Here is a 14,380-nt window from a genome sequence, read left to right on the forward strand (position 1 = left end):
GACCTGGCAATAGCCGTTGACGAGGCCGGCGATCATCTGGATCAGCGTCGTCTTGCCGGTGCCGGGCGCGCCGTCGCCGATGAAGGTGAACAGGAAGCCGCCGAGCTCGACGAACGGGTTCATCTCGCGCTCGAAGTCGTAGGCCATCAGCATCTTGGCGAGCTTGACCGACTGGTATTTGGCGATGTGATTGCCGACGACCTCCTCCGGCTTCTTGAAGGTCATCACCAGCGGCTTGGAGCGCTTGCCCGGGGCAACGTCAAAGCCATCGAGGGTGAAGTCATCGACATCGATGCGGATATGGGCGTCCTCGAACGGGCCGATGCCGTCGAAGCGACCCTTGCGGGCCAAAAGCCCATCGATGGCGACGCGGGAAAAGGCCCGCGCCCTGGTCATCAAGTCGGCATCATCGGACGAGCCTGAGATCGCCTTGTCGAGCCCGGCCAGGATCGACTTCACCGCATCTTGCGGCGTGTCGAACAGGAAATCCGGCTCGGGGATATCGTTGGGTGCCTCGCCGTCGCTGTCGATCAACTGCAACAGATAGGAGGCGAGGCTGAAGGCGGAGACGTAGGCCGAGGCCGACAGAAGCTTCTTGAAGGTGGACGCCTCGTCGCCCTCGAGCGGGGCGCGGGTGTTCCTGGCTTGCAGGCTTTCGAGGTCCGAGCCTTCAGCAAAAACGTCCGATATTGCGAGCGCGATCGCCGTGCCGCGCCGGGCGCGAAACAGAAGCGTGTGCTGCGGGATGGTCAGCAACTGATCGTCGGGATGGACGGCGCCGACGGTCTTCGACAGCTCGACCTCGCGTGTGCGGCGCACCGAGCCGACCGAGACGGTCGAGACGAAGCGGCGATTGGTGCCGGCAAGTGCCGTGCCGGACTCGCGTGACGGATCCTCCAGCACGACAATACGGGTGATGAAGCTCTGCGCGGTGGCGCGGTGCTTCTCGATCGCAGCTTCCGGGATGGTGGTCAGGCCGGTATCCATGAAGGGTGCTCCGTGGTGTGACGGTCAGACATCTGAGATGACCTGCCCGTTGGACAGGATGTGAACCTTGTAGCCGGCAAAAATCTTCTGCGCCTCGCCGACGGCGTAGAGTGCCTGGTAAGCTTCGTGCGGGATCAGCGCGTGGTTTTCGTAGCTCGACACACCCTGGCGCGCGGCTTCCAGATCGTCGGTGTTGATGAAGAATTCCTGCGTCGTCTTCTCGCTTGAAAACAGCCCCTTGCGACCGGGCTTCTCGGCTTTGGAATAGACCTCCTGGATGGTCCAGGTCAGCAGCCAGGCGTTTTCCGGCTTGCGCACCTTGGCGAGCACCTCGGTCACCGTCGAATTGTTGTCGGTAATGCCGGCCGAATAGAATGGACCGAGCACGACGCGGCGCAGCTGCTTGGGGTGCAGCGGCTCGAAATCCTTGTCGAGGTTGACCGCGATGGTCGCTGGCGACAGCGTATAGGCCGAATTCTTCTCGGTGAAATCGTCGAAACGATGGGCGAGCTCGGGATTGAGCAGGCCATCGACCGGCAGAGGGATGTCGATCGTCTCGTTCAGCTTGCCGTTTCTGTCGACAAGCTGTCGGACCATGTCTTCGGAAGAATCCTCGACCGTCACCATGTAGACCAGCGGCAGGTTGGCGCTGCCGTCGAACGTCGCCCAGTGGACGAGATAGTAGGGACGCCCCGTCTTCGGGTTGACCGAGACCTTGGCCGTTTGCGCCAGTGTGAACGAGCCGAACGTGTTTTCGCTTTTCACGTCCTCAAGGTAAAGCCGTTCGGCCATCGACTTCTGCAACGCCTCGGGGAACTCCTTGTGGCGCAGGATGAAGTCGGCCATCTCCTCGCGCAACTCGCCGGCCAGCGGAATGTTGGCGAGCCGTGTGTCCGCCTGGCGGCGGTCATTTTCCAGTTCGAGCAGGTTCTGGAACACCGGAAATCCGCTCTCGGCGCGCGAAATGCGGAAAGTGTCCATGAAGCCCAGCCGATTGCGCCAGCAGGAAAAAGACTTGTCGAGCCGGGCGATGTATTCGGCGACGATCTTGGCGACGATGCCATGCCGGTAGAGCGGCGAGCGATCGTCGCGCATGAACACTTCAAGGCCGCTGAGCGCGGCCGTGATGGCAGAGAAATACCGTGCCGCCGCTTCGTTTTCGGGGGTCATGCCTGTACGCTCGCGGGCAGTTCTGCCACTCCTAGGACTGCACGTAATTTGCCGAATTGTGCTTCTTCAACACTTCGTCGAAGCGGCGGGCAAAAGCATCGTCGGCCAGCTTCTTGCGGCGCTGGATGTCGGCAGTGGCGACCATGTTCTTCTCGTGCATCTCAAGCAGGTCGCCGATGTGCTTTTGCGAAGCAGCACCGATGCCGGCCATGGTTTCCTCGGCGGTGTTGTCGACCTGGCTGCCCAGCGTGTTGATCTTGTGCGCGACGTCCTGCTGGGCGGCGGTCTTCAGCGAATCTTCGAGCGCCTTGTAGAGGACGATACGTTGCTCGGTATCGATGGTCAGCTTGTTGATCAGCGTCGACTGCGCGGCGATCTGGTTGTTGAGCGAATCGACAAAGGTCTGGAACATCGAGGTGTAGCGCTCGAGCGTCTGGCTCTCGGCCAGCAGTTCCTGTTCCTTGGCTTGCTTTTCATTGTATTCCGTCGCCAGCTTGGAGCGCTCGCCTTCGAGCTGCGTGCGCTCCTTCTGGCTGGTCGAGGCGGCGATCTTGTTTTCGATGTCGAGCAGCATCGGATTGAGTTCCTCGATGCGCTTTTGCACAGCTTCGAGGTTGGTCATGGTGGTCTTGCGCCGCTCGATGACCTGCGACAGGCTGGTCTCGGAAGTCTTGTAGCGCTGGTCGAGGACCCCTTTCTGGGCCTTCAGGATGCCGACGATGGTGTCGGACTTGACCAGCAGTTCCTGCAGATTGCCCGCCAGCGACATGTTGCGGACGCGGTCGGTACGCATGCGCTGCTTGCTCTGGCTGGAAAAGACGCCGATGAATTTTTCCCAGCCGGTGTAGTTCTTCATGCTCTCGAACTCGGCGCCAAAGACGTTGGTGGCGTCCTCCAGCCCGATGATCAGGTCGGCGATGTTGCCTTCCATGACCTTCTGCTGCTTCAGCACATCCTCGATGCGGGCGTTCTCGATGTCGAAATTCGCGTCGCCGATCTTCTTGTCGGCGGTCGCGAGCGTATCAAGCACGGTGCCGGACTGCTCGATCTTGCTGCGCATGTCCTGCACGACCTGCTTGGTCTTGGCAATTTCGGCATCGAAATTCTGCAATGTCGCCATTGGGGCCTCCCGCTTCGGCATCACGTCGCTGGTCGCGAACAGCGGCGAATATATGTGGGGCATCCTGGGATTGAAAGACGCAAGACAAGACCCGCCCCGAAAACAAAATATTCGGTCACGGTCTTGAAAGGCAATGGAAGCGAGGTCACGGCGTGACTAGCCTGCCGGTCAGTCATAGTTCAACTGCCATTGAACTTCTATTCCGCAAAACGACGGCGCACGGGATGCCTTTGTAGTTGGCAAATCAATACAGCGATAGCGGCGGCGACATGCGAAGCGAACGCCGGCGTCACCGAGACGCGCGTGCAGCGGGTCAGGGCTTAGGATCGGCCTTCAGATAGGCGATGACGTTGGCGATGTCGTCGTCGTTGGTCAGGCCGGCAAACGCCATTTTGTTACCGGGCACCTTGAGCCGGGGTGCTTTGAGATATTCGGCAAGGTTGGCTTCGTCCCAGACCAGGCCGGCGCCACCGGCACTCTTCATCGCCTCGGAGTAATGACCAAGAAAGCTCTCGGCACTACCGGCTGCGCGGCCGACGACGCCCATCAAATGCGGACCGACCTTGTCGCGGTCGGTGGCTGCTTCATGACAGGCGATGCACCGGTTGAAGACCTTCTTGCCAAGGGTCGGGTCACCGCCCGCATGAGCGGCAAGCGAGGTGGCAAGGAGAAGAATGCTGGCGAACGAAGCGGCGCGAAACATGGCTGTCTCCGGAGAGCTCTGGCTGGCGGCGTTATAGGACCGAGGCCTTAACAAACGCTGCATCATGGCGCGATTGCGGAAGATGCCGATCGGGTTGCATCGGGGCCTGGGCAAGGTCGCCGGGCGATCAGCCCTTAATAAAGCCGATGAAGTCGTCGGGCGCGGCGCGGCCCATCTCTTCCTCCCAGTGGCGACGGCAGAGCGAGACATAGACGTCCTTGCCGATCGCCACCTGCTCGCCCTGACGCGCCACCTTGCCGTCAGGTCCGAGGCGCACCACCATCGTCGCCTTGCGGCCGCAGCGGCAGATGGTGCGCACTTCGCGCAAATCGTCGGCGATGGCCAGCAGCGCGCGAGAACCGGAGAACAGATTGCCCTGGAAATCGGTGCGCAAGCCGTAACACATGACCGGAATGTTCAGCCGGTCGGCGATGCGGGCGAGCTGCCAGACCTGCTCCTCTTCGAGAAACTGTGCCTCGTCGACGAAGACGCAATGCACCGATGTATGCGCGTGGTGATCGGCGACGCGGGCGAACAGATCGTCACCGTCGCGGAACATGTCGGCTTCCGTCTCCAGGCCGATGCGCGACGAGATCAGGCCGGTATCGCCCTTGCGGTAATGGCCGGCGACGAACAGCATCGTGCCCATGCCGCGCTCGCGATAATTGTACGACGCCTGCAACAGCATCGTGGTCTTGCCGGCGTTCATCGTTGCATAGTGGAAGTAGAGCTTAGCCATGCCGCCCTTTTTACGGTCTGTTGATATTCAGGTGATGCCGGCCTGCAAATGGCGGTTCCTGCGCTTCCGGTGCTCACGTAGCCAAAAGTACGCTCCGCTCCGGTTCTCGGAGTCCACCATTTTCGTCTCGGCCTGACCTGAATCTAAACAGACCTTATGCCGACTTGGCCTGATACGGGGAGGGGCCACGGCAGGCTTTCCCCGAAAAAGCCGTCTCGCCCCTGAAAAAACTGTCTGGCCCTGAAAAACTGTCTGGCAAGACAAAAGCGTCAGCCGTGTCGCTGATTGGCCAGTCTGCGCCGTTGATCGTGATTGCCTTAGTGCTTGAAACCGCACCAGAATGGTGTTTGGCTGACGAAACAAGGCGGGCAGAGAAACCGTAGCTATGCTTCGCCAAAGAATCACAATGGGAGACTACCTATGTCGCGTATGAACTCTTTCGTCGCCGGCCTCGGCCTGGCGGCTTTTTTGTCCACGAGCGCTGCCTTCGCCGGTGATCCGGCGAGCTGCAAGGCGGTGCGTCTTTCCGATGTCGGGTGGACCGACATCCAGGCGACGACCGGCATCGCTTCCGTACTGCTGACCGCACTCGGCTACGAGCCGCAGGTGATCCAGCTATCGGTTCCGGTGACCTATGCGTCGCTGAAAAACAAGGACCTCGACGTCTTCCTCGGCAACTGGATGCCGTCGATGACCAACGACATCAAGGACTACACCGCCGACGGCTCCGTCGAGACCATCAGCGAAAACCTCAGCGGCGCCGGCTATGGCATCGTCGTGCCGACCTATGTGGCGGACGCCGGCGTCAAGACGCTGACCGACCTCGGCAAGTTCAAGGACAAGTTCAACGGCAAGATCTACGGCATCGAGGCCGGCAACGATGGCAACCGCATCATCCTCGACATGATCAAGAACCCGAAGGACAATCTCGAAGGCTTCGAACTGGTCGAATCCTCGGAAGCCGGCATGCTGACGCAGGCCGAGCAGTCGATGAAGAGCAATGAGTGGATCGCGTTCCTCGGCTGGACGCCGCATCCGGTGATGGGCGCCATGAAGATCACCTATCTCGATGGCATGGGCGACAGCGGCTTCGGCGCCGCCACCGTGCATACCAATGTGCGCAAGGGCTATACCACCGAGTGCCCGAATGCCGGCAAGTTCATCGCCAACCTGAAGTTCAACCTCGATATGGAAGGCGAGATGATGGACGCGATCCTCAAGGGCGGCGACGCCAACACGGCCGCGACCGACTGGTTGAAGAAGCATCCGGACGCGGTCGCTCCGTGGATCGCCGGCGTGACCACCTTCGATGGCGGCGACGCGGCTGCGGCGGTAAAGACCGCACTCGGGAGCTGAGCCGATTTTGAATCCGACATGACCCGAGCGAGGGCAGCCATATAGAAAGGGCTGCCCTTTTTCATATCCTGTGACAAGATGACTGTCCGGCAAGGACGGCGACTGCCAAAGAGGGGCTAGATGGATCCGATTTCAAAATTCTTTGTCGGTTACAAGATTCCAATCGGTGAGTGGGGCAAAGCGTTCTTCACCTTCCTCACCGACAATTTCAACACCTTCTTCCGTGGCCTCTCGGGCGGCCTGAATTTCCTGCTCGACGGCGTGGTCGATATGCTGCTGCATATACCGCCCGTCCTTCTCATCGCCCTGATTGCGCTGCTTGCCTATTATCTGCAGCGATCGAGAGGCCTGGCTGTGGCGGTCTTTTTCGGATTGCTGTTCATCCTCAACCAGAACCTCTGGAAGCAGACTGTGGAGACGCTGGTGCTGGTGGTTGCCGCCGCCGCCGCGTCGATGGCCATCGGTGTGCCACTCGGTATCTGGGCGGCTCACAAGCCGAAGGTCTACCGCATCATGCTGCCGGTGCTCGACCTGATGCAGACGTTGCCGACCTTCGTCTACCTGATCCCAGTGCTGACGCTGTTCGGCCTTGGCAACGCGCCCGGCCTCATCGTCACCATCATCTTCGTCATCCCGACATCGGTTCGTCTCACGCATCTGGGCGTCGTCTCGGTGCCGAAGTCGATCATCGAGGCAGGCGAGGCATTCGGCGCCACTAAGAGCCAGTTGCTCTGGAAGGTGGAACTGCCCTCGGCCCTGCCGACCATCATGGCCGGTCTTACCCAGTCGATCATGCTGTCGCTGTCGATGGTGGTGTTCGCGGCTCTCATCGGTGCCGGCGGCCTCGGCACCGAGATCAACCGGGCGCTCGGTTCGCGCAAGATCGACCTCGGCCTTGAAGCCGGCCTGGCCATCGTCGTGCTGGCCATCGTGCTCGACCGCATGACGCGCATCGGCGTTGGAGGCAAGAAATGACCGTCGCCGTTGATTTCAGGAACGTCGATATCGTCTTCGGCGCCGACCAGGCCGGATCTTTGGCGATGATCGACGCCGGCGCCAGCCGAGCCGATATCCTCGAAAAGACCGGTAATGTGCTTGGCTGCGCCGGCGCCAGCCTGACCGTGAACGAGGGCGAGATCTCGGTGCTGATGGGCCTGTCCGGTTCGGGCAAGTCGACATTGCTGCGGGCGGTCAATCGACTCAACGTGGTGTCGCGCGGCCAGGTCCTGGTCAAGGATGGCGACAAGACCGTCGATGTCGTCACTTGCGATGAGGCGACCTTGCGGCGCCTGCGCCAGAAGCAGGTGGCAATGGTGTTCCAGCAGTTCGGCCTGCTGCCGTGGCGCACGGTGGAGGAGAATGTCGGCCTGGGCCTCGAACTCGCTGGCGTGCCGGAGCTAGAGCGCAAGGAACGCGTGCAACGCCAGCTCAAGCTGGTCAATCTCGACCAGTGGTCGAAGAAATACGCGCATGAGCTTTCGGGCGGCATGCAACAGCGCGTCGGCCTGGCCCGTGCGTTCGCAACCGAGGCGCCGATCCTTCTGATGGACGAGCCGTTCTCGGCGCTCGACCCGCTGATCCGCACCAAGCTGCAGGACGAGTTGCTGCAATTGCAGGCCGAGTTGAAGAAGACCATCATCTTCGTCAGCCACGACCTCGAGGAAGCGCTGAAGATCGGCAGCCACATCACCATCATGGAAGGCGGACGCATCGTGCAGACCGGCGCGCCGGAAGACATCGTGCTGCGGCCCGCCAACGACTATGTCCGCGACTTCATCGCCAATGTGAACCCGTTGTCGGTGCTGACCGCCTGGAACGTGATGCGCGACCGCCGCGATCTGGAACACGGCGACAATGGCTGGGTCTGGCTCGATCGGCGCAAGACGACGCGCTTCAAGATCGACGATCACGGGCTGGTGGCGGCGGCCGAACGCGACGGCAAGCCGGCGGTGTGGGTTTCGTGCGCGGATGTCGAGACCCAGTCAGAGGAAGCAGCGCAAGTGTTCTGGGCCAATCCCGGCACCTCGCTGAAAACCGTGATGCTGGCCATGCACCGCTCGCAGACAGCCCCCGTGGCGCTGTTCGACGACCAGTCGCGCTTTGTCGGCGCCATCGGCATCCGCGATGTGTTGAGCGCGGTGCTGCGGCGGTAAAGTTCGTCGGATACCAAAGTCGACGAGGCGCTGCGATTGAGCGCGCGCCTCGTTCTAAGCCGCCAGCGGCAGGCGCAGTTGCGTCAGCAGGCCACCGCCCGGGTTGTTGGACAGGCTGACCTCACCGCCGGCGGCGCGCGCGATGTTGCGGGCAATGGTCAGGCCGAGCCCGAGACCGCCGGTCTGGCGGTTGCGGGATTGTTCGAGGCGCACGAAAGAGCCGAACACGGCGTCGATCTGCGCCTGAGGTATGCCCGGTCCCTCATCGCGGATGGTGAGCAGGATCGTGTTGTCCGACCGGCCGAGGCTGAGGTGCGCCTTCTTGCCGTAGGTGACCGCGTTCTGCAGCAGATTGGTGACGCAGCGCTTGAGCGCGACCGGCCGGGCCATGCAGATGAGCCCGCGTGAGCGGGTATCATCTTCGAACGACACGTCCGGATAGGCGTCGGCGATCGACTCCACGAGCGACCAGAAGTCGATGCGCTCGTTCTTCTCCTCGGTCACCTCGAAGGTGGCGAAGTCGATCACCGAGCTGGCAATGCTCTCGACGTCGGCGAGATCATGCGCCAGCGCTTCGCGAACCGCCGATTTGCGCAATAGCTCCAGGCGCAGGCGCATTCTGGTCATCGGCGTGCGTAGATCATGCGCAAGTGCCGCCGCCAGATGTTCGCGATCCTCGACATATTCGCGCAGCCGGGCCTGCATGGCGTTGATCGCCTTGGCGGCGGCACGGACCTCGCGGCTGCCCCCTTCAGCGATCGGCGGGCTCTTCAGATCCTTGCCGATCCGGTTCACGGCGGTTTCCATCATCCGGTAGGGCGCTGTCAGCCGGCGCAACGACCAGATCGACATGATCACCACCAGTCCGGCGATCAGCGAATAGAGCGGCAGACTGTCGAAGCTCAGGATCGGGCCGACGGGCGTGATCGGCTCGGTGAAGTTCAGCCAATGGCCGTCGGCGAAACGCAGCGACGCCGTCAGCTTCTCGCTCTGGGCAAAGTTGGCGGCCAGCACCAGAAGGTCGCGTTCGACCTGGCCGATATCGGGCCCCGGCGCCGTGCCGTCGGCGTCGTCGGCCTCGCGCGTGGCCGGGTCGCGCCGCACGCGCGCATCGGTGATGCCGAACTTCGACAGTCGGCCGACAAGGATGTCTTCGAGTTCCGCCAGTTCGTCGTCGCTTGCGATCGACGAGGTGACCGCCGGCGTGTCCGAGATAGTGAGCGCGTAAGTGGAATTGAACAGGCCTGTCGCCGTCGCCCGGCGTTGCTCCGGCGTGGCGTCATGCATCAGCTGCACCAGGGAAAAGGCGCGGTCGTTGAGACGGTAGAGGTCGACGATGCCGTTGGCGACGGCGCGGTCGCGCGACACGATATAGAGGGTAGCGACCTGACTGATCAGCAGGCCGGCAATGACGATCAGCAGCACCCAGACAGGCAAGGTCTGCGGCAGGAAACGTTTCATTCGGAGGTCGTCTCAGGCAGAAACTGGTAGCCGCCGCTGCGCACCGTCAGGATGAACTGGGGCGTTTTCGGGTCGTCTTCCATCTTACGCCGCAACCGGCTGACCAGGATGTCGATGCTGCGGTCGAAGGAGTAGTCGCTATCGCCGCCGGACAGTTCGATGAGCTGGTCACGGGTCAGCACGCGCTGCGCACTCTTGACGAAGGTCTGCAGCAGGTTGAATTCGGCCATGGTCAGTTCGACCCTGACATCGTCGGGCGCGATCAGCCGGCGCCGCGAGCAATCCATCGTCCAGCCGGCGAAGCGGTAGATCTGCCTGGTGGTGGCGCGCTTGGCCTCGGCGCCGCCATTGCGGCGCAGCACGGCGCGGATGCGCGCCAAAAGCTCGCGCGGATCGAAGGGTTTGGGCACGTAGTCGTCGGCGCCCATTTCCAGGCCGACGACGCGATCGGTGGTCTCGGTGACCGCGGTCAGCATGATGATCGGCGTCGAATACTGGGCGCGCAGGTCGCGGCACAGCTCCAGCCCGCTCTTGCCCGGCAGCATCACGTCGAGGACGATGAGATCGACTTGCGCGCGGCGCAGGATGGCCTCCATCTCGACACCGTCGGCGGCAACCGAGGTGTGCAGGCCCCGCTTCTGGAAGAATTCCTGCAGCAGGTCGCGAATGCCCTTGTCGTCGTCGACGATCAGTATGTGCGCGTCGGATTTCACTTGAGCCCTGTCGTTGTTGATTGCCAAGCCGTTCTGTCGCCACCCACACGATAGAATTCAGGCCATATGTTGGCCAGTGGTGATGATGGGTTCACACCGGCTTTCTCAGACACAATCCAGAAACAAAATTCTACAGTTCAGAAAAACTCCTGAAAAATTTCAAAGGCATAACTGATCTCGTGGCGGTCAGGTCATCGGCTGCGACGCTAGTCTCCGGGTTTACGGATAAACCAATGCCAAGGTTGTCGATCAGTTTGTTGGGTGCGTTGCTGGGCCTTGGCCTGGTCACCGCCGCTGCCGGACAATCGGACGCAAAGGCGCCGCTCACTCGGAGCGAACGGTGCGCCAATCTCAGCCACCAATTTGATGAAGCCCTCGAAACCCATGCCACGGCAACGCAGGTCACCGCGGCAAAGGCACTTCAGAGAAAGGGTAACCGGTACTGCGCCGCCAAGAAACAGGCACAGGGCATCCGGATGCTTGCCAACGCTTTGAAGTTGCTTGGAGTGACACCGAACGACCCGGTTCAGTGACATCAGAATTCGACCCGCATAAAAAGGAAACGAAGCCATGAAAAAGTCCCTCCTGTCCGCCCTCGGCCTCTCCGTCGCTCTCGCCTTCTCGATGCCGGTTCTCGGCAACGCAGCCGCCACTACGACCGCTGCGCCGGCTGCTGCCACCACGACCACCGCTCCGGCCGCTGCCGCGACGACCACCGCTCCTGCCGCCAAGGCTGCTCCGAAAAAGGTCGCCAAGAAGACTGTCTGCAAGGTGACCAAGACGCACAAGTGCCCGGTCAAGAAGGCGCCCTCGAAGGCGGCCCCGAAGGCTGCTCCGAAGAAGCCCTGATCAGCTTCGAGGTCAATTCCAGCAAGGCCGTTCCAGCCGTAAATCGGCTGGGACGGTCTTTTGCCAAGTGCATGGTCGATAAACTGAACGCGTATCTCGATCGCGCCTAACCCGTTTGCAACGCCAGTTGTGTAGGACAATCCGCATGAAGAAGCGGCTTTCGTCCATTCTGCGCTCGTTGGTGCTTGGTGGCCTGGTTGCCACCGGTATCTCCAGGGCACTTATCCTGTTCACCGCCAGCCCGGTGCCGGATCCGGCGAGCGGGCGCACCGAGCCTTCGCTTTTCGCGCCGGTTATTTCCACCAATTGGGACTACATCACGCCGGCACAGACCTGGTCGCTGATCGTGCTGACCGGCGCGACCCTGATCTGTGTCATTGCCTGGCCGATCGCAGCCTTCCTGGAACGTCGGGCGGATGCCGGGGGAAAACGCTTCCGGCCCGGCCGTTGAACGGCAACCGACAGTTTCCCACATAGGAATGGCCGCGCCCGCGGACACCGGTTGGCGCCGCGATCAAAATGGACTGCCGCTTTCCCCGGTGCCAGAATGGCGGCCACGTCGTTTACGCAAATTGTCGGTTCCAATGCCTGAAATCACCACAAAACCGCGCGTACAGGTCAAGCCGCAGATCGAACGGCCGAAGCTCTACAAGGTCATCCTCATCAATGACGATTTCACCCCGCGCGAATTCGTGGTGACGGTGCTGAAGGGGGAGTTCAAGCTCAGCGAAGACCAGGCGCACCGGGTGATGATCACCGCGCATCGGCGCGGCGTCTGCGTCGTCGCCGTCTTTACCAAGGATGTCGCCGAGACCAAGGCGATGCGGGCTACCGATGCCGGCAAGGCCAAGGGCTATCCGCTGATGTTCACGACCGAGCCGGAGGAGTAGGGCTGCTCGCTCTCTCCTTTCTCTCCCTGTGGGAGAAGGTGGCCGAGCGAAGCTCGGTCGGATGAGGGTGTTCCAGAAAGCACCAACGCCTTATTCCGGCCGGCACCCCTCAACCGTCTTGGCGCTACCGTCCCTCGCGATACCACATCGAACCCATCGCCAGAAGCAACAGGCCGAGGCCGAGGAAGCCACCGAAAAGCGGCACGCGCGAGACGGCCTTGAGCACGCTGTCGTCCGTGGTGCGCAGGCCGATCCAGTCGCTGCCGGACGCGGCGCCGGCCGAGCGCACCGGCACGATGGAGGGCAGCGTCACGTCGCTGCCAAGGGTCGAGGACGACGCCAGCCGGCGCACGCTGCCGCCGGTGGCTTCCGCCGGCGCCTTCAGCCGGTTTTCGGTGGAGATGACATCTGCGAATTCCGGTGCGTTGACCGGTCCGACATGGGCGAGCGCGGTCAGGTCGCCATTGGCAACCTGATAAAGGCCGATCTCGTTTGTCTCGACACTGCCAAGGAAAACGCCGGGCTCGGATTTCTCGAGCTTGACGGTCAAGGTCTTGCCGGAAGGGGTGATGATCTGGGCGGGGCCGGGATCGTCGGCCATCGTCTGGCGACGGATTTCCAGCACCATGCCGCGACCGTCGGCGGTCAGCCGCTCCTCCTCGAGTTCTGGCTCCTTCATCAGCCAGTGCGCGATGCGCCGATAGAGCTGGACATGCGGGCCGCCGCCTTCGAAGCCGCGCGCCCACAGCCAGCCCTGGTCGGACAGAAGCATGCCGACGCGGCCTTCGCCCTTGCGGTCGAGCAACAGCAGGGGCCGGTTGTCTGCGCCTTTCATCACCACCTCGCCTTCCGGGTTCTGCACGCCGATGGTGCGGAACCAGCGGCTCCAGTGCGGCGGCTCGGCGGCCGAGCCATCCAGGCCGCGCGTCACCGGATGGCGCTGGCCAAGATCGGTGAGGCGGGGATAGAAGGCCTTGTCGACAACCTCGCCCGTCGGCATCGCCGGCAGGGCCGACATCAGCGGCGTGCGCGCGATGGAGCTTTCACCGGCATATTCGGGGCCGGCCGCGATCAGCAGCGCGCCGCCCTTTTCGACATATTCGGAGATGTAGTCGTAATAGAGGATCGGCAGCACGTCGCGGTGCTGGTAGCGGTCGAATATGATAAGGTCGAAATCCTTGATCTTCTCGACGAACAGCTCGCGTGTCGGGAAGGCGATCAGCGACAATTCATTGATCGGCGTGCCGTCCTGCTTTTCCGGTGGCCGCAGAATGGTGAAATGCACGAGGTCGACAGAGGCGTCGGATTTCAACAGATTGCGCCAGGTGCGCTCGCCGGCATGCGGCTCGCCGGAGACCAGCAGCACACGCAGGTTCTCGCGGATGCCATCGATGAGCGCGATGGCGCGGTTGTTGGTGTCGGTCAGTTCGCCCGGTTCGCGGTCGATGGCGAGTTCGACGATGTTGCGGCCGGCAGCGGGAATGGTCACCTGCAGCGGCATCGCCTGGCCGACGGTGGCATGCTCGACCGTGACCTGCTCGCCATTGACAGAGACCCGCACGTCAACCGGACCGGTCTCGTTTTCGGTCGAGATGACGCGGTAGGTCATGTCGAGCGGCTTGCCGACGAGGCCGAAGCGCGGCGCATTCTCGAAGCGGATGCGGCGATCCTTTTCGTGGTCGTTGCCAGTGATCAGCGCATGCAGCGGGGCGTTGAAATCGGGGGCGCCCGGAGGCGCATCATGCACCTCGCCATCGGTGATCATGATGGCACCGCCGATGCGTAACGGCGGCACATCGCGGAAGGCGCCATCGAGCGCGCTGAACAGCCGTGTCTCGGTGCGCTCCTCGGCGGCCTCGGACTTGCCGGCCTCGACGACGCGCACGTCGAACTGCTTGAAGCGGCCAAGACGCTCCTGCAGCCCGGCCAGCGCCTCGTCGGTCTGTTTCGTGCGGTCGCCGATATCCTGGCTCTGGCTGCGGTCGACAACGAGGGCGACAATGCTTTTCAGGGGCTCGCGCTCCTCGTTGAGGAACACCGGGTTGAACAGGGCGGCGGCGAGCGCCATCAGAGCGATGAAACGAAAGACCGAGCCGCGCTGACGAAACCACAGGCCGACCAGCGCAAGCAGCGCCAGCGGCACCAGCGCCAAGAACAGCCAAAGCCAGGAGATCAGCGGTTCGAAGGAGATCGACCAGTTCATTCCTTACCCTCCCATTTGGGAGGGTCGATCCGCGGA

The 14,380-nt window shown here is 62.2% G+C and carries 14 protein-coding genes; 7 read left to right on the top strand and 7 right to left on the bottom strand.

From position 1 onward, the window contains the following. Positions 1-1,011: 1,011 nt before the first annotated feature. The 4 genes from X744_RS150560 to X744_RS150545 all read right to left on the bottom strand — a co-directional run bounded on the left by X744_RS150560 (position 1,012) and on the right by X744_RS150545 (position 4,719). Entirely contained in the window at positions 1,012-2,157 is a 1,146-nt protein-coding gene (locus tag X744_RS150560; protein WP_023760686.1) for a hypothetical protein, read from the bottom strand. Between the two features lie 31 nt (positions 2,158-2,188). After that, on the bottom strand, positions 2,189-3,277 hold the full coding sequence (locus X744_RS150555; RefSeq protein WP_023760687.1) for a hypothetical protein: 1,089 nt from the start codon (positions 3,275-3,277) through the stop codon (positions 2,189-2,191). A 313-nt stretch (positions 3,278-3,590) separates the two neighbouring features. Further along, positions 3,591-3,980, bottom strand: a complete 390-nt coding sequence (locus X744_RS150550) for a cytochrome c family protein (RefSeq protein ID WP_023760688.1) — start codon at positions 3,978-3,980, stop codon at positions 3,591-3,593. A 127-nt stretch (positions 3,981-4,107) separates the two neighbouring features. Then, positions 4,108-4,719, bottom strand: coding sequence for a thymidine kinase (locus tag X744_RS150545; protein ID WP_023760689.1), 612 nt, complete (start codon positions 4,717-4,719; stop codon positions 4,108-4,110). 420 nt (positions 4,720-5,139) lie between these two features. Between X744_RS150545 and X744_RS150540 the strand changes: the two genes are divergently transcribed. From X744_RS150540 to choV, 3 genes are all read left to right on the top strand, one after another. Then, positions 5,140-6,075 (top strand): choline ABC transporter substrate-binding protein, encoded by a 936-nt coding sequence (locus tag X744_RS150540; RefSeq protein WP_023760690.1) that lies wholly within the window; start codon positions 5,140-5,142, stop codon positions 6,073-6,075. A 120-nt stretch (positions 6,076-6,195) separates the two neighbouring features. Further along, positions 6,196-7,050 (top strand): choline ABC transporter permease subunit, encoded by an 855-nt coding sequence (gene choW / locus X744_RS150535; protein ID WP_023760691.1) that lies wholly within the window; start codon positions 6,196-6,198, stop codon positions 7,048-7,050. Next, entirely contained in the window at positions 7,047-8,228 is a 1,182-nt protein-coding gene (choV, locus tag X744_RS150530; protein ID WP_023760692.1) for a choline ABC transporter ATP-binding protein, read from the top strand. Before choW ends, choV begins: the two co-directional genes overlap by 4 nt. A 54-nt stretch (positions 8,229-8,282) precedes the next feature. Here the strand turns inward: choV and X744_RS150525 are convergent, their stop codons facing one another. Continuing rightward, positions 8,283-9,689 (bottom strand): ATP-binding protein, encoded by a 1,407-nt coding sequence (locus tag X744_RS150525; RefSeq protein WP_023760693.1) that lies wholly within the window; start codon positions 9,687-9,689, stop codon positions 8,283-8,285. Next, positions 9,686-10,402 (bottom strand): response regulator transcription factor, encoded by a 717-nt coding sequence (locus tag X744_RS150520; RefSeq protein ID WP_023760694.1) that lies wholly within the window; start codon positions 10,400-10,402, stop codon positions 9,686-9,688. The genes X744_RS150525 and X744_RS150520 overlap by 4 nt, the downstream gene beginning before the upstream one ends. 233 nt (positions 10,403-10,635) lie before the next feature. On the opposite strand from X744_RS150520, the gene X744_RS150515 reads away from it, so the two are divergent. The 4 genes from X744_RS150515 (at position 10,636) to clpS (ending at position 12,141) form a co-directional block, all read left to right on the top strand. After that, the gene (locus tag X744_RS150515; protein ID WP_023760695.1) at positions 10,636-10,935 is read left to right on the top strand and encodes a hypothetical protein; all 300 of its coding nucleotides are present in this window, start codon (positions 10,636-10,638) and stop codon (positions 10,933-10,935) included. Between the two features lie 37 nt (positions 10,936-10,972). Continuing rightward, a complete protein-coding gene (locus X744_RS150510) occupies positions 10,973-11,251 on the top strand; it encodes a hypothetical protein (protein ID WP_023760696.1) in 279 nt (92 codons plus the stop codon). 145 nt (positions 11,252-11,396) lie between these two features. Beyond that, positions 11,397-11,702, top strand: coding sequence for a hypothetical protein (locus tag X744_RS150505; RefSeq protein WP_023760697.1), 306 nt, complete (start codon positions 11,397-11,399; stop codon positions 11,700-11,702). 133 nt (positions 11,703-11,835) lie between these two features. Next, complete coding sequence (clpS, locus tag X744_RS150500; RefSeq protein WP_023760698.1) at positions 11,836-12,141, top strand: ATP-dependent Clp protease adapter ClpS; 306 nt, start codon at positions 11,836-11,838, stop codon at positions 12,139-12,141. Positions 12,142-12,265: 124 nt separating this feature from the next. Here the strand turns inward: clpS and X744_RS150495 are convergent, their stop codons facing one another. Then, positions 12,266-14,344, bottom strand: a complete 2,079-nt coding sequence (locus tag X744_RS150495; protein ID WP_023760699.1) for a membrane protein — start codon at positions 14,342-14,344, stop codon at positions 12,266-12,268. Between the last annotated feature and the right edge of the window lie 36 nt (positions 14,345-14,380).

It is taken from the genome of Mesorhizobium sp. LNHC252B00 (assembly GCF_000502955.1).
GTDB lineage: Bacteria > Pseudomonadota > Alphaproteobacteria > Rhizobiales > Rhizobiaceae > Mesorhizobium.